We start from the raw sequence: 21723 nt of genomic DNA, 5'->3' as shown, positions 1-21723 counted from the left end.
GGTCAAGTGCAGGGCAGAGCGACTGGGCACGCAATTTTTTGATTAATAACAACTTCACATCACCGTAAAGATGAAATTCAGGTTGTTGGACGGGTTATTCCGACAAGCGGCAGCTGTATTGAGGGCAGTTTGTTTGAGCGCGGATAATCAGTTGCCATTATTTAGCCAGCAAACTGCCGTCGAGATAGGTTAGTACCGGGAAGGTTGGAAAAGTTCTTGGGGGGATTGTGAAACGGGTCGCAAATAGTGGAAGTCCCGTGACGCGACCTTTGATGCCTTGCGCGGGTTTGATCGGGCGGCTTATAGTCCCGCCGTCGCTCAACAGAGCGATGGGATTTGGCGATCCGTAAACGAGTGCAAAAACGGTCTGCGTTTTTTTTGCAGGCATTTTTGCACCCGCAAAGTCGTGTTATGGCGGCTGTGCGCGGGAGACCTTCGGGTCTGCCGGTTACTCGTTTCCGGTTCGCCAACCTGCGCACAGCTGCCACCTGAATCGTTTGGCGACGATGGGGTGATGGCTTTCATACCATCAAAACGAGACTTCACATGAATAGATACATGCCTCTTACCGGCCACGACTGCACCGTCCCAGCGCTGATTATCGACACCCAGGCACCGCTGGATGTACTCCACGACGCCGCCGTATACCGCATCCGCGCTGTTACCCAATTGCTGGAGAACCTGGCGTTTCGCGATCAATTGAGCAGCGATGCGGTGGTGCTGCAAGATTTTGCGCAGTTGCTGGCAATTCCGCTGCGCGATGGGTGTGATGTGTTGGATGTGATCAGTCGCAGGCTTAATGGGGTTCCGGCCTGAGTGAAAGTCGGGCGGCCGTAGTGTCGCCCGTTTTATGCGTGAACTGCACGACTGAATAATCTGTGCCCTGTCGCGTGCTGCGTTATCAACTTAGGCAGCACACCCGCCTCGGGGAAATAATAAAGTTCTGCCTTTCAATAAAATGGACTTACGCTTTCCGTCATAATTTCTATTGTTTTAAATCAGCCATTAGCTTCTCTATCGCTAATTCGAAAGCATGTTGCAAAGCGCCACGGAGAACTTCAGGGTCTGTTGCGTACTGCTGAGGTGTGTACGCCAAGGTATTTCCGTCACTGAACGCTGTGATCGTTTCGAAATTCCTCCAGACGGCCATGTCCCCGCGCTTCATGGTCGCAACAACGCCAACAGTGGGATAAAGCTCTGAGCTATAATTTTTCAGGGCAAAGCCCCACTCCGATATGACAAATTCCATATGGGCGTCCGCTCCGCTGCCGTCTGGAACAATCTTGAATAATTGCTCAGCTGTGATCCGAGCCTCCAATTGCTGCTTAAACAATTGCCCCGGATCTATTTGATTGCGCTGCAAGTTCAACAAAATTGCCTGACGAGGACTTAAAGCCCCGCCATCTGCTACTTTCGCGCCCATTGCCAAACCCGCGCCAGCCATTGCACTGGTTGCGACTTTGGACGCACCCGACGCCATTCCCACAGCCACCCCGGTACCAGCACCCAGGCCTGCGCCCCATGCCTGATCCATGCTGGTGTACTTGAACTGCTGTTCAGGAAAAGAGGCAGGCAAGACAGCGAGTGTCTTAATCTTTTGGCGGTTCTCAATACTCAGGTCTTTGGTGGCACAACCACTCAGTAGAAATAACGTACAAAAAGCGGAGAAAAGAATTTTCATTTTTTATATTCCTGAATATCTGAAAGCTGAAATACACCAATAGCAACTCGATTACATTATTGCTCACTATCAACAAACGCAGCCAACTTCAAAAGAAAACCAGCTTCTCCAATCTCGCCGATCACTCACTGGATTGCCGTTGCGGAAGGGACCAATAAGCAGCCACCCATGTAGATATTCCTCCCAACACAAAACTCAAAAATACAGGAAACATATTCCTCATCACTCCATATCCTTCAACCTTACCTATAAAGAAAAAAACAAGACCAAACATCCATGCAGCCGAAACAGTGGCGGCTACAATTGATATTACCCAGTGCACATTAGCTTTACGCTCAACCTTGAGGAAAACAAGTGAAATTGCTAATGCTAATGCCGGAAAAAGAAAGATCAACTGAGCCATTATGGGCACGGTAACAAAAAGTGAGAAGACTTCCGCTCCTCTCACCTCTCCAATTAATGATGAGTTTCCAAGTACAGTAACCATTATCGAAATTAATATAAAAGGCACAGCTACTAATCCCGAAAAAAGAGGGCATAGCAGGAATGCGAAAAAAACTTTTATTCGAGGATAGGCGTTTAACGTCATGGTGCAACTTCCTGGTTGATGTCACAAAATATTAAGTTGCAACCAAAATCAAAACTGATCTTGTAATTAACCATAGTCACGTTTTCGTTGACAACTCACATTGTTAGCTGGGATTTTTTCTCGTTTTTTTAGGACCTCCGGTGTGAAATAGAGTCACGCAGCCATTTTCCTGAAGATATTATCTAAGTGACCAGTTATGAATCCTCAAAAATCTGCCAAGGCAACGGGATTGCGATCAGCTAAATCATCAATAATATCGTCTGCAGCCCAACGCATAATCATGTCTTGCCCAGCAGCGTCCTTACAAATAAATAAATCACTTGATAAAGAACCATCGATTACAGGAGACGTCTTTATGACTGAGTGTCATTAGGCCCCTATAACCCTCATAGGGAGTCGCTCAATAAAATCTTTCACCATCTACCCAATAAATACTAAACACTCTAACAAGCTATCTCCCTGGCGCTTGGACAATCATAGCGACCTCATTCAATACTTCTTCCTGATTGCAACACTGGAGATATTGACCTGAGCGCTCCAACCTTTAAAAGGTACAGATTTATTTAATAGCTTTCCCAGCGCAAATTTAAATAAGTCCACACCCCTTTTCTTTATACCTATCACACCAAAAAACAAATCAACTTTTTAAATTATTAATTTCATATTTCCATGAAACCACCTTACTTTCCGAAGATACAAGTACCGAATAGCGGCAATCCCTGATCCAGGTTATGTAGTAGCGCGTCCCGCTGCTTTCTTTTACTACCCTATCGAACGTTTTTTCTTAGTTAGCGGGGGACCAAAATGGCTCAGTACATGTATGGGGCGTGCGCGAGCAAATGCTGTATACGTGAGATTCAAAATTGGTACCTACCATCCATCTTTACTGGATACCCACGCAGACCATGACGGCGCGCAACCCGCAATCAGAAATACAACTACCATTATTACGCTAATTTCGTTCACGTTTTCTCCCCTTTTCTCAAATAAACCCACCCCTTTTATATAGCCCTCCTCTTGACACAAACCAAATTGACAATAAACTACATTCAAAAAATAACTTTCACATTTTTACTCACGGATAAACGAAATTCGTCTTTACTTGCCCACCAACATCATAACTCATCACAAAAGAACTCCAGTTCTCACCCCGCGATGCTGCGCTAGCCTTCAACTCCTTAATTAATCGATACAAAACAGCACCATTGAAATCAGTTTGCGGCTGTTCATTTACCACGCCATTTTTCTCAATGGAGATTTCTTCGATCATGTATCCATCGCACACCTCAGTCTCATACTTGAATGCATCATAATCTTCAACAATTCCTGACTGAAGCAATTCAAAAATACTTTTAACAATTTCTATATCTTTGGTAATCATTCTTTATGCTCCGGTATTCTGCGAGCTTCATTTTCAAATCGAACAGTTTGACGCTTTCCATCGATTGTATAAGTAACATCCAACGTATCAGGGCGCAACGATCGAGGATCTTCGCGATTAAATTTTATAGTTGTCGGCCCTACTACTTTATTTGGATCGTTCAAAGCGCTCTTGATTTTGTGTTCGTAAAACACCTTATACGCTGAGCTATTGAAGTACTGATCTTGGGCGAATAAGTTGTAACCATCGCATGTCCCACCCTGACTACACGCTTGTGCGTGTCCGCCTACATCAGTTTCTCTACCGGTCTTCCCAGCAGCAGTTTGCATCGCGTCCCGTGGAACCTTGATATCAACCGGGGTGAACGTGAACTCTTCGGCTAGACCTCAACAAAAGGGGACAGATTTATTTAACACGATTTTTAACTCTTTAAATAAATCTGTCCCCTTTTCTCCATTTTGAGCTCTGTCAATCCATAATTCTAAGTTCTGAGAGCAAATTTAAAAATTCAGTTTCTGTCAGCTCAAACTCTTCCCCTTCTTCCATTACCATCAATGAGAAAAGTATTCGATCCATCGGAGGAGTGATTTCTAATCCATGGCGCTCATAAATTTCAAACGCAAATTTAGAAATCCTAAATACGTCGAACCCTGCGGATAATTTTTTTCAAGATCATTAGCAAGATCATTTTGTGTGTACATTATTTCCCACTCTTCAATTCTGCACCTGTAGGCGGATAATGCTGCGCACTCACAGGTTGCCCATTAATGCTCTTTTGATGCAATTGGAAGGAAATTTAATTCGCAAACTTCATAATAAAAAATGGGCGGTTTTCAACCGCCCTACTTGAGAACACCTAAACCCAATCAAAATAGGTAAGTTTTTAAAGAGCGCATATATAAAATTAACAACCTAGACATCTTCAATCAAATTGTACCATCTAAAATCTCTTGAAAATCATCATCTAAATCGCCGAAACCAAGTTCAGAATCAAGTACAGTCAACTGTTCTGTCGTTACTATCAACGATTCGAGAACTGTCTCAACAATATTGATATCAATTTTTCTTTCATAATAGTTTTCAGCAAACTTTTATAGGTAACAGCACCTTCTTGGAAGAAACCCATAAGCTGAAGCCGCTTCAATTTATCCGGTAATGCCTGCGATGAGCTTTGATTAATTTTCCTCCAGAAAAAACTTGCATTATTTTTGAAAAGTGCAAGTTCATCTTTAAAAGCTCGGAATTTTTCGGGCACGTCATCCAAATACTCGTGCGGATTCGACAATGGATTTTCATCTAGAACTTTACCTACACCTACTTCACAAGTAAAGCGCATAAAATATTCGCCCCCCTCACCGTTCTTCATGGATGCCATCATCTCTTCACCCATCCCAATTATAATTGAAAGAAAAGTACTTGCACTCCCGTTGCGGCATATTACCGCGTCTAGTAATGCCAATCCTTGAGCAGTTTTTCTGACCTTCTAAATCGAAGGCAGGTTTTTATAACTTTAATTAAATTACCCATTAATTCCGCCTTTAAACAAATGATCAAATAAAGGTCGACGCAGTTATTTAAAGCGCTTTCCCAGCTCAAGTTAAAAAATTTGTCCTATTTTGCACTTTTTTGCCTTATTTAAAAATGAGGAGGAAAGATTTATGAGGCTTTTTTACTGTCACCTCGAACTCGAATAAATCTGCCTCCTTCCTCGGCTCTTACCCGTTCAGACGACGATGATGTCACCGGAATCCAAATAAATCGAATAAGACTCATAACCATCTGCAACATCCGGCTCCATAGTAATTTTCGCTCCCGTGCTGAATATTATTTGTAATGTATCAGGCTCGACTTCCTCAACAGACTCAACGTCCATTAATAAAAAATCTAATAAAGGCGCACTGGTAGACGAGTCATTAAATTCGCGCTGCCCCACGATGTCGTCAATTTCATATTTCAACCCGGCTTCTACACAGAATGAAACTTTATAGGGCGACACACCAGCGAATGTCTGCGGTCTTGAAAAATCAAACCTCGTGATACGCACGCCAAAACAAACCATTTCCAGATAACAGCCAGAAAGCAGAGAAAAATCAAAATCATCTGACAAAGTGCTCATACGTCCCTCTAAATTAATCTATAAACGTTCAGCGACGAACGGGGGGTGAAGAATCAAGAGGAAGCGGAATATGCGTGTCTCCCTGACCGATCCCAGGCTTCCCAGTCGCAGGATTCATCGGCTGCTTCCCTGAATTTTGCCAGCGCCAGTAGCCATTCTCATAACCTGGAACAGATGACGATCCAGGGGGCATAACCCGTATGTGCTCTCCTTTCGCGGGATCTGTCCCTTGCGGATAGTAGACTTCACCGCGGCTTTTACCCGGTTGACCATCACATCAATCGTCTGGCTAACCGTGTTCTGATCTATCTGTTTGATATCGATCTTCAGCCCATTAACAGCCTTGATCGCAAACGCCCCCTGCGCCTGCAACTCACTCTGGCGCAACGTCTCGTCGGTATTACCCTTGCCCTTGGCACTGGTCCAAGCCAAGTCACTCTTACTCTTCTCGTGACTCTCTTGATGCAGGTCCTTCACCGCTTCAAACGTCACCGCACCGCCGCTGGCAATCGTCAGATCGTTACCGCTGTTCAGCTTGGCACGCTGGTAGAGTTGTTCCCCACCACTGACCAGTGACAAATCACCACCGGTCTTGATCTCAGCTCCTACATTGGTGACACGCGTGACTTCATCCCGCTTGGTTTCCTTGGCGCCCCAGCCTCCCTTCTTTTTCATGTCGTAAAGGCTGTAGGTGCTGTCCTGCGCCGCCAACAAACTCAACTTATCCCCGCTATACAGATAAGCCTCATTCCCCGCACTGATCTTGCTCGCAACAATCGTCGTATCACGCCCGGCCTGGCTGACAAAATCCCCACCCGCCGTCAGTACGCTCGCCACTTGGGTGGTCTGGTCGTCCGAGGTCTTGATGCGTTTCTTGCCATGCTTCTCTTTGCCTTCGACGTTGTGCATATCGCTGACCGACGCGACGTTGAAGTCGCGTCCGGCTTCGACCGTGAGGTCTTTGCCGGCGGTGGCGCTGCTGCCGATGACGTTGACGTCCTGCCCCGCTTTCATCGTCAGGTTGCCGCCCGCCGTGACGCTGGCGGCGATGAGGTTGAGGTCGCGGCCGGCGCGCAGGGTGGCGTCGTTGCCGGCGACCAGTGCGCCTCGGTTGGTGAGGTCGCGGCCAGCGTCCATGGCGAGATTTTCGCGGGCGACGATGGTGCCGGCGCTGGTGTCGGTGAGGGTGCGCATGCCGGCGCCGTCACGCACCTGGATGGCGGTGGTGTCGTTGGTGATGTCGCCTTTGAGTGCGGCGAGGCTGACTTGCTTGCCGCGAATTTCGCCGGCCATGGCGTTGCGAATGCTGTCGTCGGCCAGCAGGCTCAGGTTGTTGCCGGCTTCCACGAGGCCGCCGGTGTAAAGGCTGCCGCCACGGCTGGCGGCGGTGAGGTTGTTGCTGGCGCGCAGGGTGCCGACGTTGATGAGGTCGCCGCCGGTGACCAGGTTGAGGTCGCGGCCCTGGATCAGGCTGTTGCCGCGCACATTGCGCGATTCGGCCTGGGCCAGGTAAAGCACGGGCACGAGGACGGTCTGGCCGTCGATCACGCGGTTTCCCCCCACACGATGTCGTGGGTCAGGGCGTCCTTGCTGGCCAGCGCGTTGTCCATCAGGTAGCGGATCTGGTCGCAAAGTCGTTTTATGAAGGCCGTGCGCGGGAGACCTTCGGGTCTGCCGGTTTTCTCTACTGCCGGTTCGCCAACCTGCGTACAGCTGTCACCCATAAGTTTGGCGACGTTTGAATGATGGCATTTATCACTTAAGTAGAGAGCTTAAAGATGAACCGATACATGCCATTAACAGGCCACGACTCAGCCATTCCCGCGCTGGTGATCTACACGCAAGCGCCTCTCGATGTTCTCTATGACGCCGCCGCGTATCGTATTCGCGCGGTGACGCAGTTTTTGGAGAACCTGTCGTTTCGGGAGGAAATCAGCAGTGATGCGATTGTGTTGTATGATTTTGCGCTGCTGCTGGCTATCCCGCTGAGGGATGGGTGTGGTTGGGCGGAAGTTGAATTCACAAGTTTCCTATACAAAAATGGGCGGTTATTTGGTAACCGCCCTGCTTAAATCTAAAGCAGAAAAATAAATTTATTTTTAAAGAGCAGAACTTTGGAAAATAGCGCAACAAAACCAGAGAACATCAAAGGGGATATCTGATACCGATGTCGCCTTAGAAATTAAATTTTGACCGACACCAATTCCAATAAGATCTCTCTAAATCTCTTATTATTCGGGCGGCCGCTCAAATAACTGGTCTAAAAATTCTGAAAATGAAGAAGCGACAAATGATAGTTCGGAATCGCTACCTGGGACGGCCTCATGATGCCACATCATCACTTCTGGGTCATCAGAAAGCCGGTTTTTACGATAATCAAAACAGAGCGCATCTCCGTTCCCTAATACTGAGAAAATAATTAAACCTTGAACGAAATCTTCTGGCGGATGACAGTATTTCATTTCCATTGTCTCGAATGAGCCTTCGATTTCACCGAAAGGTAAAAACATACCAGCGCTGGTCGTAACATCCTCGCCGAGAAGACGATTGTAAAAATTGAAAACAGGTTTATTTAAAATAAACGCGCCATTAAATCCTACTGAAACTTCCTTGTATTTCGCAGGAAAAACTATACCCGCCAATGCTTCAAAGGCTTCTATATCAGCAGAATCACCTTGACCATAATAAGAATCAAAACTTACTCCAGCGATCATTTATTGCCCCTTACTCATCGATTCCCACCCGACGTGACGCGCACAATTATGAATAAACTTCTCCCTCTCTCTTTTATTTTCGAAAAACAAGGAATTTATCTTCATTGAAATACCCAACACCGCCCAAGCGCCAAAATTCAAAATATGAACGAAAGTCAAAATCCAGCTTTATTAAAGGCTGCCCCATATACCAAGCTAAATAATAATCAGCGGCAACTCCGTAAAGGGCCTCAAACAGTGCATACTCTTGCTCTGTTTTTAGTAACCTGCAATCCCTGACCTTATCCCCCACCAACTCAAGTACTCAGTTGCTGGGAACGTCCAATTTATCAAAATCGTCAAACTGATCTTTATTCCCATAAAACAATTTGGCACGCTGGTATATTTTGTATAACTCATCGTCTCCAAGAGACTTACAGAAACTTTCCTGAGCTTGCAACCAGCGTTTTGCCTTTTGCATCAACTCAAAGTCGCTAGATTCAATCGTCGGGCATAGATACAACTTATCGTCAAGCGTACCAGCCTGAATCACCTCATTCACGCGCGACACCAAACTGTCAGCTTGAGGAAAATAGCTTAACGCTTTAGTGATTTCAGGTAGAGAAGAATGTACTTTAAACAACGCTAAAAAGTGCGACTTATCAAAATAAGTTCTTCCCTTACAAAAGACGCACCAGTCATTTAAAAGGGTAGGCATCAATTTCTTCCTCTTGGTAAATCCGGCAAAAGAGAAGGATCGATTTTCGAGAACAAAAGGAGACAGATTTATTAAATTGAATTTTTACTGCTATCTCAAATTAAAATAAATCTGTCGCCTTTTATTCCTTTATTCCCTTTCTATTATTTCTATGCACTCAAGACGAACGAACTCACACCCCCAAAATTTAAAAACTCTTGAAAACAAGAAGTGACGACGCTTATATCTCTTGTTACGAAACTCGCCGGATAATAGCCGCCCAAAATCTCAACTGAACTTGTCCTCCCCGACGCATTATCAAAAGTACGCACGATATGCTCCCCATCTTCAAAAGATTGATTTAGCATCAAAAGATAATTTCCAGAATCAGCGTATAGATTAATCTCATACGGTCCATATTCAAGCGCCGGCGAAATAGACAACGAAGCGGCGCCGTCAACTTCTCTGTATTTGCTTATAATGGATCTCACATTTTCCAAGGACGGTTGGCGAACAATTTATTTCTCTAGTGCCTCTAGCTTCAAATAAAGCTGGCCCTTTTTCAGCCCGCTTTCATTGCACGGTTCTAGACTTCACACTTTAAATAAAATTCTCCTCAGCATGACTTGCTTCTCAGCCTGGATTCCTACATCAACTGTGAAACACTGCTCGCAGGCAACAATCTTCAAAACATCACCCATATCTTCCACGAAAAAACAGTCGACATTCATCAATTCTTTTTCGTCCACGCCTAATGAGTTAAGCAAAGACCTACTAACCCACATTGGCGAACCAACAGCCTCTATATACCCTTCCCTCAAAACCCAGCGCCCAGGATTATTTGAGATGTCTACAATTTCTTGGGTAAGCGGAAAAGGTAATCCATTACTTTTTTTAGGCAGATGGGTGTGCTCAACATGGGCCACGTCGAAGAGTGTGAGACTCTCGGCATTTTGCCACCGATCATATTCAGCGTCGTAAACTCGAGCCTGAACGAAAGCCGGCTCATCTATTAATGCAGAAATCAACGATTGTGCCATCTCAAGAGAAGTTGCGAAATTCTTTATATCTAGTCGGCACAGTTCTTTATCCGCCACAAGCGAAAATTCGATAGTCCCCCCCGCCAATTCAATAAAAAAACTCTTGCTCTTATTTTCCCTCAAGTAACACGAAACTTCGCTCAATAACATTTTCTTACCAGTAAACCCATCAACTACCTCGAAGTGGTTGAAGTCATTGAGCTGTTGCACTAATCGCCCCCATATATCTAGAGACCTATCGTATAAGCCTTCACTAAAAACAATTTCAACCTCAAACATATGACTAGCCGCCAAACTCTTTAATAATGACTGTAATATTACGTTGCTTACCATACTCTATAAGTTTACTCGAATCAGCCAATCCACCAGGCTGAACTCGGACATCTAGAATCTTCGTCGCCGGGATGCCATCCACAGTAATTTTCGAGCTTTGTAAGGTATCTATATGCGTTCTCATATCATAAGACCACCCTTTACCCCGCGTATCAATTGTTTTCAAGCTTACTACATTATTATCAAGCTGAAAGTCAATGACTGGAAAATTATTGGATTTAAATGGTTGTCCTGTCTTGGGATTTATTAAATTATCCGTTCGAGCCCAGTCCTTATAATCTGTGTCTGTTAGCGTTGACTCAATCTGCCTGCCCCGAGCACGAAGTTCAAGATCCCAGACATTTTTCCCGCCTTCCGGCATGAGATCCGGTTTTGAAGGTTGGGGCGGCTTTTTACCACTCGCAATGGCGCGCTTGTAAGCCAACGCTCCCGCAGCTGTACCCAATCCAACCGCAAGAGCAATTTTGAGATCATTCGTAATTTCCTGCGCCTGGGCGTCGCTGAGGTTCCATTTCGCCTTAAGCGTATCGACCATAGCTCCTACAGTATGCTCAGTCGTCGCTGTTGCTAACATCTCCTGGAATTCAAAGTTTGAATTAATGAGGTTCTGTACTGCTTCTCGAGCCTTCGGTGAGCCATATTCCACAATATCTTTGATGGGGTTCAGGTCTGCCATGGTATTGGCGACTTCTTTCGACCGTGCCGCACAAGTCGAAGGATCAGCCTTACAGCCCGCTATTGCTTCAATATCCTGCTGAAGACTCAACTCTTTAAATTTACGAGTGGTGTCTTCAATGCAGGAGGTATCCGTGTGGACTTGCCCCTACAAAACCGGACACCAACTCCCCGTCAAATTGATGCTGCTGCCAAGCGCCTGAACTCCCTCGGTGAGCGATAGTTCAAGGCGCTGTGCGGATGCTGCTCGTTGTAATGCTCGAAGGCAATTGCCAGGTTGCGCAGCGCCGTTTCTCGATCCGGCTTGGGCATGTGCGCAACGTAGTCACGTTTGATCGTCTTCACAAAGCTTTCGGCCATGCCGTTGCTCTGCGGGCTGCGCACCGGGGTGGTCACCGGCTGCAAACCGATCTGTCGAGCAAACAGGCGTGTCTGTTCGGCGGTGTACGCCGAGCCGTTGTCGCTTAGCCATTGAACCGGCGTTGCAGGCAGTTGATCACCGAAGCGTTTCTCTACGCTCTCCAGCATCAAGTCGCGGATGTCATCGCCGCTGTACCCGGTCGGACTCGCGACCCAGCCGATGGCTTCGCGGTCACAGCAATCCAGGGCGAAGGTCACGCTCAGTTTGGCGCCGTCCTCACAGCGGAACTCAAAGCCGTCCGAGCACCAACGCGTATCACTGGTTTGCACCGCAATACGACCCTCGTGCCGACGCGGCACGCCGGGCTGTTTGATGCGCCGCGCCAACAGCAGGTCGTGATCGCGCATGACCCGGTAAACCCGTTTCACATTGATCGCCGGCAGCGACTGGGTTTCACGGGCACGACGCAGCAATCCCCAAACACGACGGTAGCCATAGCTGGGCAGTTCGCTGATCTGTTGCTGGATTTCAACCACCAGATCAGCATCGTCCACAGGCCTGCGGCGCCGTACTTTGAGCGATACCGATTGCTTGATTCGAACCGTTAATTGCGAGCGCGCCACACCGAGACATTCGCTGACCAGCTTCACTGGTCGTCCCCCGGCAACAAGGGTGAGTGCGCAATCCATTTTCGCGACCGGGCGATCTCCACGGCCTCTTTGAGGATTTCTGCTTCCATCGTTTTCTTGCCCAGCATCCGTTGCAGTTCACGGATCTGCTTGAGCGCATCGCTCAGCTCCGAGGCGGGCACAACGGCTTCACCGGCACTGACCGCCGACAGACTGCCGTCCTGATATAACTTGCGCCATAGGAACAGCTGGTTGGCATTGATGCCGTTGCGTCGAGCGACCACCGAAACGCTTTGCCCTGGCTCAAGACTCTCGCGAACCATGGCCAGTTTTTGCTCCGGGCTCCAGCGGCGCCGCCGCTCCTGGCCCAAAAGCTCCCCACTCTTGTCGTTGCTATTAGTCATAAACATAACCGTTTGCCTATCCCTTATCGTAAGGGGGAAACGGTGTCCTGTCTTTCATGGGGCTCGTTCACCGTGCACACGGCTATCTTCTTGGCGGCTCTTTCAAGCTGATTGTGGTTTAGATAGTTGTATTGCGTTCCGTTCTGAGCGACCCAACTGCCCTTTTCCAGCTTGGAAGCATCGACATCCCCTTGTGCTGCAGCAGCTAGTACACCGACGATTTGCGAACTCATCGTAAGCAAGTCATCGTCGCCTTTGACCAAGGAATCCAGATGAGTGACTAGAGCCTCGCTCGCACCTGCTGCCAATGCGCCGGTTTTGAAGTCTCCACCAGTGGCCTCCGCTAACAGCCCGCCTACCATGGCATGAATCGCGACCTTTGGTGCCGAACCATCTGCGAACACATTTTTCGTGTAGTTACCCAACAAATTGAAGCTGGCAGCCGCTAACGTATTAAACAACGCATTTTTAAGCGCATCGCTGGCACTACCACCTTGCCCGAGCGCTTTGCTCAACAACATGGAAGTACCACTTTGCAGCGTTTGGTTAGCCGCAAATTGGCCGACACCACGCCAGCTATTCAATATTCCCGGTGTTGTGATTTTCCCTGTTGCCGTGTTTGTTTCGGTTCCAGTCCAATCACCAAAATATTCCGCCGTCAGACCTGCCGTAGCACCCGCAATGACGTACCCCTTCATAGCATCAGAAGAAGTCACATCTTTAAGCACAGCGCCAAGATTGCCCCGATTGTTGACTACACTGACAGTCGCGTTCGTAGACGCCCCCGCTGCTACAGCACCAGCGACAGCGCCCACAGTGCCGCCACCTGCCGCAACCGCTGCTAGAGGGCCAACCACTGCCGCCATCACAATCGCAATAATGATATGCGAAGCAGGCCCCAGGCCCGAGTTACTGTATTTGAAGCTGTCGTGGATCTCCTTGACCTGCCTCCAGTCCACATCGCCACGTTTCTCAGCATCCTTGATCCAAGCCAACTGTGGATCGGCCTTAACCATCGCATCAATGGACTGGCTGACTGTCTCCTGATTGACTTGGTTGATGTCGATCTTCAAGCCGGCGACAGCTTTGATTGCCACATTGCCTTCGGCGATCAGCTGACTCTGGCGGACGGTCTCGTCGGTATTGCCCTTGCCCTTGGAAGAAACCCAGAACGCATTGTTGTTGCTCTTCTCATGGTTCTCCTGATGCAGGTCTTTAACCGCTTCAAAAGTAATCGCGCCACCACTGTCCAGAGTGATGTCCTTGCCGCTTTGAAGCTTGGCAAGTTGATAGGTCTGATCTCCTTCACTCTTGAGTATCTGAACGAGCCCCATGAAAGACAGGACACCGTTTCCCCCTTACGATAAGGGATAGGCAAACGGTTATGTTTATGACTAATAGCAACGACAAGAGTGGGGAGCTTTTGGGCCAGGAGCGGCGGCGCCGCTGGAGCCCGGAGCAAAAACTGGCCATGGTTCGCGAGAGTCTTGAGCCAGGGCAAAGCGTTTCGGTGGTCGCTCGACGCAACGGCATCAATGCCAACCAGCTGTTCCTATGGCGCAAGTTATATCAGGACGGCAGTCTGTCGGCGGTCAGTGCCGGTGAAGCCGTTGTGCCCGCCTCGGAGCTGAGCGATGCGCTCAAGCAGATCCGTGAACTGCAACGGATGCTGGGCAAGAAAACGATGGAAGCAGAAATCCTCAAAGAGGCCGTGGAGATCGCCCGGTCGCGAAAATGGATTGCGCACTCACCCTTGTTGCCGGGGGACGACCAGTGAAGCTGGTCAGCGAATGTCTCGGTGTGGCGCGCTCGCAATTAACGGTTCGAATCAAGCAATCGGTATCGCTCAAAGTACGGCGCCGCAGGCCTGTGGACGATGCTGATCTGGTGGTTGAAATCCAGCAACAGATCAGCGAACTGCCCAGCTATGGCTACCGTCGTGTTTGGGGATTGCTGCGTCGTGCCCGTGAAACCCAGTCGCTGCCGGCGATCAATGTGAAACGGGTTTACCGGGTCATGCGCGATCACGACCTGCTGTTGGCGCGGCGCATCAAACAGCCCGGCGTGCCGCGTCGGCACGAGGGTCGTATTGCGGTGCAAACCAGTGATACGCGTTGGTGCTCGGACGGCTTTGAGTTCCGCTGTGAGGACGGCGCCAAACTGAGCGTGACCTTCGCCCTGGATTGCTGTGACCGCGAAGCCATCGGCTGGGTCGCGAGTCCGACCGGGTACAGCGGCGATGACATCCGCGACTTGATGCTGGAGAGCGTAGAGAAACGCTTCGGTGATCAACTGCCTGCAACGCCGGTTCAATGGCTAAGCGACAACGGCTCGGCGTACACCGCCGAACAGACACGCCTGTTTGCTCGACAGATCGGTTTGCAGCCGGTGACCACCCCGGTGCGCAGCCCGCAGAGCAACGGCATGGCCGAGAGCTTCGTGAAGACGATCAAACGTGACTACGTTGCGCACATGCCCAAGCCGGATCGAGAAACGGCGCTGCGCAACCTGGCAATTGCCTTCGAGCATTACAACGAGCAGCATCCGCACAGCGCCTTGAACTATCGCTCACCGAGGGAGTTCAGGCGCTTGGCAGCAGCATCAATTTGACGGGGAGTTGGTGTCCGGTTTTGTAGGGGCAAGTCCAGTATCAGGTCGCCACCGGTCTTGATTTCAGTACCGACGTTGGTAATACGAGTGACCTCGTCGCGCTGGGTTTTCTTGGAACCCCAGCCGCTGTTTTTCTTCATGTCATACAACGTATGCGTACTGTTCTCAGCCGCCAACAAACTCAACTTATCCCCGCTATACAGATAAGCCTCATTCCCCGCACTGATCTTGCTCGCAACAATCGTCGTATCACGTCCAGCCTGGCTGACAAAATCCCCGCCCGCCGTCAGTACGCTCGCCACTTGGGTGGTCTGGTCGTCCGAGGTCTTGATGCGTTTCTTGCCGTGTTTCTCCTTGCCTTCGACGTTGTGCATGTCGCTGACCGACGCGACGTTGAAGTCGCGTCCGGCTTCGACCGTGAGGTCTTTGCCGGCGGTGGCGCTGCTGCCGATGACGTTGACGTCCTGCCCCGCTTTCATCGTCAGGTTGCCGCCCGCCGTGACGCTGGCGGCGAGGTTTTTGACGTCGGTGGTGATGCTGGATTTTTCGCCGCCGTCACGGATCTCGTGTTTGACGCTGGTGTCGCTGGCGGCGATCAGGTTGAGGTCGCGGCCGGCGCGCAGGGTGGCGTCGTTGCCGGCGACCAGTGCGCCTCGGTTGGTGAGGTCGCGGCCGGCGTCCATGGCGAGGTTTTCGCGGGCGACGATGGTGCCGGCGCTGGTGTCGGTGAGGGTGCGCATGCCCGCGCCGTCACGCACCTGGATGGCGGTGGTGTCGTTGGTGATGTCGCCTTTGAGTGCGGCGAGGCTGACTTGCTTGCCGCGAATTTCGCCGGCCATGGCGTTGCGAATGCTGTCGTCGGCCAGCAGGCTCAGGTTGTTGCCGGCTTCCACGAGGCCGCCGGTGTAAAGGCTGCCGCCACGGCTGGCGGCGGTGAGGTTGTTGCTGGCGCGCAGGGTGCCGACGTTGATGAGGTCGCCGCCGGTGACCAGGTTGAGGTCGCGGCCCTGGATCAGGCTGTTGCCGCGCACATTGCGCGATTCGGCCTGGGCCAGGTAAAGCACGGGCACGAGGACGGTCTGGCCGTCGATCACGCGGTTTCCCCCCACACGATGTCGTGGGTCAGGGCGTCCTTGCTGGCCAGCGCGTTGTCCATCAGGTAGCGGAACTGGTCGCAAAGTCGTTTTATGAAGGCCGTGCGCGGGAGACCTTCGGGTCTGCCGGTTTTCTCTACTGCCGGTTCGCCAACCTGCGTACAGCTGTCACCCATAAGTTTGGCGACGTTTGAATGATGGCATTTATCACTTAAGTAGAGAGCTTAAAGATGAACCGATACATGCCATTAACAGGCCACGACTCAGCCATTCCCGCGCTGGTGATCTACACGCAAGCGCCTCTCGATGTTCTCTATGACGCCGCCGCGTATCGTATTCGTGCGGTGACGCAGTTTTTGGAGAACCTGTCGTTTCGGGAGGAAATCAACAGTGATGCGATTGTGTTGTATGATTTTGCGCTGCTGCTGGCTATCCCGCTGAGGGATGGGTGTGGTTGGGCGGAAGTTGAATTCACAAGTTTCCTATACAAAAATGGGCGGTTATTTGGTAACCGCCCTGCTTAAATCTAAAGCAGAAAAATAAATTTATTTTTAAAGAGCAGAACTTTGGAAAATAGCGCAACAAAACCAGAGAACATCAAAGGGGATATCTGATACCGATGTCGCCTTAGGGATTCTCCGAACAAGTCCGCAAATGTGATGAAATGTGCCTGACCACCTGATCCGAGCCGCCCATGAGCCAGATGAGCTTTTCCGATTTCGAATACGCCGGAAAACGTAAGCAGACACGCCGCGAACGCTTCCTCGCCGAGATGGATCAAGTCGTGCCTTGGACAGACCTGCTGGGGCTGATCGAGCCGTTCTACCCCAAGGCCGGCGGTGGCAGAAAACCGTATCCGCTGGAAACCATGCTGCGCATCCATCTGTTGCAGAACTGGTTCTCCCTGAGCGACCCGGCCATGGAAGAAGCGCTCTACGAAATCACGCCCATGCGCCAATTCGCACGCCTGACGTTGAGCGCGCCGATCCCGGAAGACACTACGATCATGAACTTCCGGCACTTGCTGGAGCAGCATCAACTCGCACCTGCGATCCTCGCGGTCATCAACGCTTATTTACAAGAAAAAGGCCTGTCGCTGCGTCAAGGCACTATCGTTGATGCCACCATTATTCATGCCCCCAGTTCCACCAAGAACGAGGAAGGCAAGCGCGATCCCGAGATGCATCAGACCAGGAAAGGTAATCAGTATTTCTTCGGAATGAAGGCCCATATTGGCGCTGATGTCGAGTCCGGCCTGGTTCATCACGTTCATGGCACCGCCGCCAATGTGGCCGATGTCACACAGGTCGCCGAACTATTGCATGGCGAAGAAAACGCGGTGTATGCGGACGCTGGATACACCGGTGTCGAGAAGCGTGAAGAGCATGAAAATCGTGAAGTTATCTGGCAAATCGCAGCCCGCCGCAGCACCTATTCCAGGTTGAATAAACGCAGCCTGCTGTACAAAGCCAAGCGCAAGATCGAGTACTGCAAAGCTCAGACACGGGCCAAGGTTGAGCATCCGTTTCGGGTGATCAAGCGGCAGTTTGGTTACGTTAAAGTGCGCTTTCGTGGGCTGATGAAAAACACAGCTCAGTTGACCACGCTGTTCGCCCTGTCAAACCTGTGGATGGCTCGAAAACAGCTGATGGGTATGGGCGAGTTGCGTGTTTAACACGGAAGAGCAGACGAAATAGCCCTCAATACACGAAGCATCGGTCGTTTTTTGGCAAATAGCGCTGCGTCCCGAGGAAATTTGGACTTGCCGCCGCCGCGTGGCAAGTTGATCGGAGCTTCCTTAGAAATTAAATTTTGACCGACACCAATTTTAATAAGATCTCTCTAAATCTCTTATTATTCGGGCGGCCGCTCAAATAACTGGTCTAAAAATTCTGAAAATGAAGAAGCGACAAATGATAGTTCGGAATCGCTACCTGGGACGGCCTCATGATGCCACATCATCACTTCTGGGTCATCAGAAAGCCGGTTTTTACGATAATCAAAACAGAGCGCATCTCCGTTCCCTAATACTGAGAAAATAATTAAACCTTGAACGAAATCTTCTGGCGGATGACAGTATTTCATTTCCATTGTCTCGAATGAGCCTTCGATTTCACCGAAAGGTAAAAACATACCAGCGCTGGTCGTAACATCCTCGCCGAGAAGACGATTGTAAAAATTGAAAACAGGTTTATTTAAAATAAACGCGCCATTAAATCCTACTGAAACTTCCTTGTATTTCGCAGGAAAAACTATACCCGCCAATGCTTCAAAGGCTTCTATATCAGCAGAATCACCTTGACCATAATAAGAATCAAAACTTACTCCAGCGATCATTTATTGCCCCTTACTCATCGATTCCCACCCGACGTGACGCGCACAATTATGAATAAACTTCTCCCTCTCTCTTTTATTTTCGAAAAACAAGGAATTTATCTTCATTGAAATACCCAACACCGCCCAAGCGCCAAAATTCAAAATATGAACGAAAGTCAAAATCCAGCTTTATTAAAGGCTGCCCCATATACCAAGCTAAATAATAATCAGCGGCAACTCCGTAAAGGGCCTCAAACAGTGCATACTCTTGCTCTGTTTTTAGTAACCTGCAATCCCTGACCTTATCCCCCACCAACTCAAGTACCCAGTTGCTGGGAACGTCCAATTTATCAAAATCGTTAAACTGATCTTTATTCCCATAAAACAATTTTGCACGCTGGCATATTTTGTATAACTCATCGTCTCCAAGAGACTTACAGAAACTTGCCTGAGCTTGCAACCAGCGTTTTGCCTTTTGCATCAACTCTAAGTCGCTAGATTCAATCGTCGGGCATAGATACAACTTATCGTCAAGCGTACCAGCCTGAATCACCTCATTCACGCGCGACACCAAACTGTCAGCTTGAGGAAAATAGCTTAACGCTTTAGTGATTGCAGGTAGAGAAGAATGCACTTTAAACAACGCTAAAAAGTGCGACTTATCAAAATAAGTTCTTCCCTCACAAAAGACGCACCAGTCATTTAAAATGGGTAGGCATCAATTTCTTCCTCTTGGTAAATCCGGCAAAAGAGAAGTATCGATTTTCGAGAACAAAAGGAGACAGATTTATTAAATTGAATTTTTTACTGCTATCTCAAATTAAAATAAATCTGTCACCTTTTATTCCTTTATTCCCTTTCTATTATTTCTATGCACTCAAGACGAACGAACTCACATCTCCAAAATTCAAAAACTCTTGAAAACAAGAAGTGACGACGCTTATATCTCTTGTTACGAAACTCGCCGGATAATAGTCGCCCAAAATCTCAACTGAACTTGCCCCCCCGACGTATTATCAAAAGTACGCACGATATGCTCCCCATCTTCAAATATTGATTTAGCATCAAAAGATAATTTCCAGAATCAGCGTATAGATTAATCTCATACGGTCCATATTCAAGCGCCGGCGAAATAGACAACGAAGCGACGCCGTCAACTTCTCTGTATTTGCTTATAATGGATTTCACATCTTCAAGGACGGTTGGCGAACAAGAGGTATTTGCAATCTACCGTATTCAGGATTAAGTGTATACCCTCCAATTAGCAGCTATTTTTTTCCTTAATAGACTTCATGCCTGACTCCCAGTAATAGTTTTTCGGAAGTCCCGTTTTATCATCTATAGCTTTTACGGTGAGCGATTTCAACTCAGCTTTTTCTGCGGCAGCAGCAATGTTACCTTTGCAGAAACCGCATACATCTTTTCCTGCGACCGTAATGGACATGTCCGTCCCGGCAGTTTACCAGAGCTATATGCTTGCTGAATCACACCTATTTCTGCGTGGGCATCTTTCATATTTCCGTTTGGATAAAGCTTGCCAGGATTCTTAGCAGCTTTATCTGCAATCCTATCCGTGATCAACGAAGGTATTTTCGGGTCTACCTCGTTGAGCGGACGAGAAGTCTGATTGACGTCTTGAAAGGTTTGTCCACCTACCTTTCCCTCTGCGGCCACTTTCGGCGCCGCGCCCTTAGCCGCTCCTTCTATAACATTCCTCTCGGCCAGTGCAGCGGTTTCGGAATCCGTAAACATGCTTGTTGCGTTTGCATTCTTATTATGGCGGCCGTGCGCGGGAGACCTTCGGGTCTGCCGGTTACTCTTTCCCGGTTCGCCAACCTGCGCACAGCTGCCACCCAATGGGTGTGATTTGCTGGATGTGGTTGGGCGGAAGTTGAATTCGCAAGTTTCGTAAATAAAAAGGGGTGGTTATTTGATAACCGCCCTGTTTAAACCTCAAGCAGAAAAATAAAATTATTTTTTAAAGAGCTTTGATTTTGGCCCAACTTTTCATGTTAAATTTTTTCTTCACATGAATATAGCTAACAAGCCTGCTCTCAGCATCATGGTCAACAGTCGCTACTTGCTCCCTGACATGAACTCACATCCAGGGTTTGTAGGAGTCCTTCCTGGAGTTTTTATGGAAGGTACGTCGCGTAAGGGAGTACTAAAAATGAGCCGATACGTCTTCGATAGTTTCAAGATCCACACACTCTTTTTTAGTTTCAGCATAGATGAAATTCTCCATACTTTCCTATGCCTCCAGTTATCATTTTTGCTCAATCCAAAACTTCAGCCAGCTCCCATTGGAGGATTCAGGCTCGGCAGAGTTGTCTGCTCCTAAGATATCGGACTGATAAACACTGAAATAGTAAACTTGACACTTAGAAAAATGAGTGCGGATTTATTTAACACACACTTTTAGCTCGAACTTAAAAGATGCTTTTCTCTCCATCCCTTCTCGGTTATCGCGAGTTCAACTTAAAGTCATTCAGTTCCTTATTAATACTCTTTAAAACCCCCTGTGCAAACTCACCATCAACCTCCATTAACAACTCTATTACGTCATAAATTTTCCATCGATGCATGGCGGGATCTTTAAGAATATGAATGAGGTGATCACGCAACAAAGGAATATACTCTAAAAAGCCCTCATTCCGTACAACCCAAAACAGGCCTGAAATTTCAAAAGGCATATTATTAGAATACGTTATTATTTTGGATACAGGATCAAAAATTTCAGCTCTAGCTTCCTCTACTCGACCTTGATCAGCAAGATTTGCAAAATAACTAACAAACGCTAACAGCGCAAATTTAAGCGTATCGTCATAACCATAAATCCTATGACACAAAACATTTTTAAAGCTACCCTTGTTGTTTACAACAAAAACAAGGTAATTAAAACCTTCCTTAAGCCCCCAACTTGCCAACAATCTAGCGGCAAAAAACTTAACAGTGTTATCCGTGTCATCTTTTAAAAATTTGATCAGCGCCTGAATGCGATATTGCGGAACATCCTCAACGTCCAACTCAGAGGCATCTGCAACGTCAGCTCCTTCAGGAATTTCGTATAGAATATCTTGAGTTTCTTTGTCCATGATTATTGC

The 21723-nt window shown here is 48.4% G+C and carries 21 protein-coding genes and 4 pseudogenes; 5 read left to right on the top strand and 20 right to left on the bottom strand.

Going from position 1 to position 21723, the window contains the following annotated elements:
• Positions 1 to 558: 558 nt before the first annotated feature.
• Entirely contained in the window at positions 559 to 816 is a 258-nt protein-coding gene (locus H045_RS21905; RefSeq protein WP_015373465.1) for a hypothetical protein, read from the top strand.
• 169 nt (positions 817 to 985) lie between these two features.
• Here the strand turns inward: H045_RS21905 and H045_RS21900 are convergent, their stop codons facing one another.
• The 6 genes and pseudogenes from H045_RS21900 to H045_RS21880 all read right to left on the bottom strand — a co-directional run.
• Positions 986 to 1681 (bottom strand): hypothetical protein, encoded by a 696-nt coding sequence (locus H045_RS21900; RefSeq protein ID WP_015373464.1) that lies wholly within the window; start codon positions 1679 to 1681, stop codon positions 986 to 988.
• Positions 1682 to 1802: 121 nt separating this feature from the next.
• Complete coding sequence (locus H045_RS25155) at positions 1803 to 2270, bottom strand: hypothetical protein (RefSeq protein ID WP_157225375.1); 468 nt, start codon at positions 2268 to 2270, stop codon at positions 1803 to 1805.
• A 1075-nt stretch (positions 2271 to 3345) separates the two neighbouring features.
• A complete protein-coding gene (locus H045_RS21895) occupies positions 3346 to 3651 on the bottom strand; it encodes a hypothetical protein (protein ID WP_015373463.1) in 306 nt (101 codons plus the stop codon).
• 1021 nt (positions 3652 to 4672) lie between these two features.
• On the bottom strand, positions 4673 to 5017 hold the full coding sequence (locus H045_RS24170; protein WP_157225373.1) for a hypothetical protein: 345 nt from the start codon (positions 5015 to 5017) through the stop codon (positions 4673 to 4675).
• Positions 5018 to 5374: 357 nt separating this feature from the next.
• Positions 5375 to 5767 (bottom strand): hypothetical protein, encoded by a 393-nt coding sequence (locus H045_RS21885; protein ID WP_015373461.1) that lies wholly within the window; start codon positions 5765 to 5767, stop codon positions 5375 to 5377.
• A 267-nt stretch (positions 5768 to 6034) separates the two neighbouring features.
• Positions 6035 to 7395, bottom strand: a pseudogene (locus H045_RS21880) (hemagglutinin repeat-containing protein); the annotation flags it as partial.
• Positions 7396 to 7545: 150 nt separating this feature from the next.
• Between H045_RS21880 and H045_RS21870 the strand changes: the two are divergent.
• Positions 7546 to 7839: a hypothetical protein gene (locus H045_RS21870; RefSeq protein WP_015373459.1), complete on the top strand. Its 294-nt coding sequence runs from the start codon at positions 7546 to 7548 to the stop codon at positions 7837 to 7839.
• 159 nt (positions 7840 to 7998) lie between these two features.
• On the opposite strand, the gene H045_RS24845 is transcribed toward H045_RS21870, so the two are convergent.
• From H045_RS24845 to H045_RS21840, 7 genes and pseudogenes are all read right to left on the bottom strand, one after another.
• Positions 7999 to 8481, bottom strand: a complete 483-nt coding sequence (locus H045_RS24845) for an SMI1/KNR4 family protein (RefSeq protein WP_060550529.1) — start codon at positions 8479 to 8481, stop codon at positions 7999 to 8001.
• A gap of 304 nt (positions 8482 to 8785) precedes the next feature.
• The gene (locus H045_RS25595) at positions 8786 to 9178 is read right to left on the bottom strand and encodes a hypothetical protein (RefSeq protein ID WP_015373457.1); all 393 of its coding nucleotides are present in this window, start codon (positions 9176 to 9178) and stop codon (positions 8786 to 8788) included.
• A gap of 149 nt (positions 9179 to 9327) precedes the next feature.
• The gene (locus H045_RS25935) at positions 9328 to 9648 is read right to left on the bottom strand and encodes a DUF6911 family protein (RefSeq protein WP_425262175.1); all 321 of its coding nucleotides are present in this window, start codon (positions 9646 to 9648) and stop codon (positions 9328 to 9330) included.
• Positions 9649 to 9750: 102 nt separating this feature from the next.
• Positions 9751 to 10476, bottom strand: a complete 726-nt coding sequence (locus H045_RS21860; RefSeq protein ID WP_015373456.1) for a hypothetical protein — start codon at positions 10474 to 10476, stop codon at positions 9751 to 9753.
• Positions 10477 to 10480: 4 nt separating this feature from the next.
• The gene (locus H045_RS21855) at positions 10481 to 11206 is read right to left on the bottom strand and encodes a hypothetical protein (protein ID WP_015373455.1); all 726 of its coding nucleotides are present in this window, start codon (positions 11204 to 11206) and stop codon (positions 10481 to 10483) included.
• A gap of 173 nt (positions 11207 to 11379) precedes the next feature.
• Positions 11380 to 12599 (bottom strand): IS3 family transposase gene (locus H045_RS24840; protein ID WP_370467938.1). Its coding sequence is split into 2 segments (ribosomal slippage): positions 11380 to 12254 and positions 12254 to 12599, totalling 1221 coding nucleotides; the frame shifts between segments, so codons are not numbered across the junction.
• Between the two features lie 23 nt (positions 12600 to 12622).
• Positions 12623 to 13915, bottom strand: a pseudogene (locus tag H045_RS21840) (DUF637 domain-containing protein); the annotation flags it as partial.
• A gap of 74 nt (positions 13916 to 13989) precedes the next feature.
• Here H045_RS21840 and H045_RS24835 point away from each other — a divergent pair.
• A protein-coding gene (locus H045_RS24835; RefSeq protein ID WP_370467938.1) for an IS3 family transposase occupies positions 13990 to 15209 on the top strand; the annotation gives its coding sequence in 2 pieces (ribosomal slippage) (positions 13990 to 14335 and positions 14335 to 15209; 1221 coding nt in all).
• 35 nt (positions 15210 to 15244) lie between these two features.
• On the opposite strand, the pseudogene H045_RS21825 reads toward H045_RS24835, so the two are convergent.
• Positions 15245 to 16383 (bottom strand): annotated as a pseudogene (locus tag H045_RS21825) (hemagglutinin repeat-containing protein); the annotation flags it as partial.
• A 150-nt stretch (positions 16384 to 16533) separates the two neighbouring features.
• Here H045_RS21825 and H045_RS21815 point away from each other — a divergent pair.
• Both H045_RS21815 and H045_RS21810 read left to right on the top strand, forming a co-directional pair.
• Positions 16534 to 16827, top strand: coding sequence for a hypothetical protein (locus H045_RS21815; RefSeq protein WP_015373451.1), 294 nt, complete (start codon positions 16534 to 16536; stop codon positions 16825 to 16827).
• Positions 16828 to 16997: 170 nt separating this feature from the next.
• A complete protein-coding gene (locus tag H045_RS21810; RefSeq protein WP_015371933.1) occupies positions 16998 to 17978 on the top strand; it encodes an IS5 family transposase in 981 nt (326 codons plus the stop codon).
• A gap of 179 nt (positions 17979 to 18157) precedes the next feature.
• On the opposite strand, the gene H045_RS24830 is transcribed toward H045_RS21810, so the two are convergent.
• The 6 genes and pseudogenes from H045_RS24830 to H045_RS21800 all read right to left on the bottom strand — a co-directional run bounded on the left by H045_RS24830 (position 18158) and on the right by H045_RS21800 (position 21714).
• Positions 18158 to 18640, bottom strand: a complete 483-nt coding sequence (locus tag H045_RS24830) for an SMI1/KNR4 family protein (RefSeq protein ID WP_060550529.1) — start codon at positions 18638 to 18640, stop codon at positions 18158 to 18160.
• Between the two features lie 73 nt (positions 18641 to 18713).
• Positions 18714 to 19181: a hypothetical protein gene (locus tag H045_RS21805; RefSeq protein WP_015373450.1), complete on the bottom strand. Its 468-nt coding sequence runs from the start codon at positions 19179 to 19181 to the stop codon at positions 18714 to 18716.
• Positions 19182 to 19488: 307 nt separating this feature from the next.
• Positions 19489 to 19602, bottom strand: coding sequence for a DUF6911 family protein (locus tag H045_RS25930; RefSeq protein WP_425262174.1), 114 nt, complete (start codon positions 19600 to 19602; stop codon positions 19489 to 19491).
• A gap of 4 nt (positions 19603 to 19606) precedes the next feature.
• Positions 19607 to 19807, bottom strand: coding sequence for a DUF6911 family protein (locus H045_RS25925; protein WP_425262173.1), 201 nt, complete (start codon positions 19805 to 19807; stop codon positions 19607 to 19609).
• A gap of 73 nt (positions 19808 to 19880) precedes the next feature.
• Positions 19881 to 20371: pseudogene (locus H045_RS25380) on the bottom strand (cytidine deaminase-like fold-containing protein).
• Between the two features lie 710 nt (positions 20372 to 21081).
• Positions 21082 to 21714, bottom strand: a complete 633-nt coding sequence (locus H045_RS21800; RefSeq protein ID WP_015373449.1) for a hypothetical protein — start codon at positions 21712 to 21714, stop codon at positions 21082 to 21084.
• Positions 21715 to 21723 lie beyond the last annotated feature (9 nt).

Origin of the sequence: Pseudomonas poae RE*1-1-14 (assembly GCF_000336465.1) — a bacterium.
GTDB lineage: Bacteria > Pseudomonadota > Gammaproteobacteria > Pseudomonadales > Pseudomonadaceae > Aquipseudomonas > Aquipseudomonas poae.
Note: the sequence above shows the minus strand (reverse complement) of the source record. Positions and strands in the feature narration are given on the sequence as shown.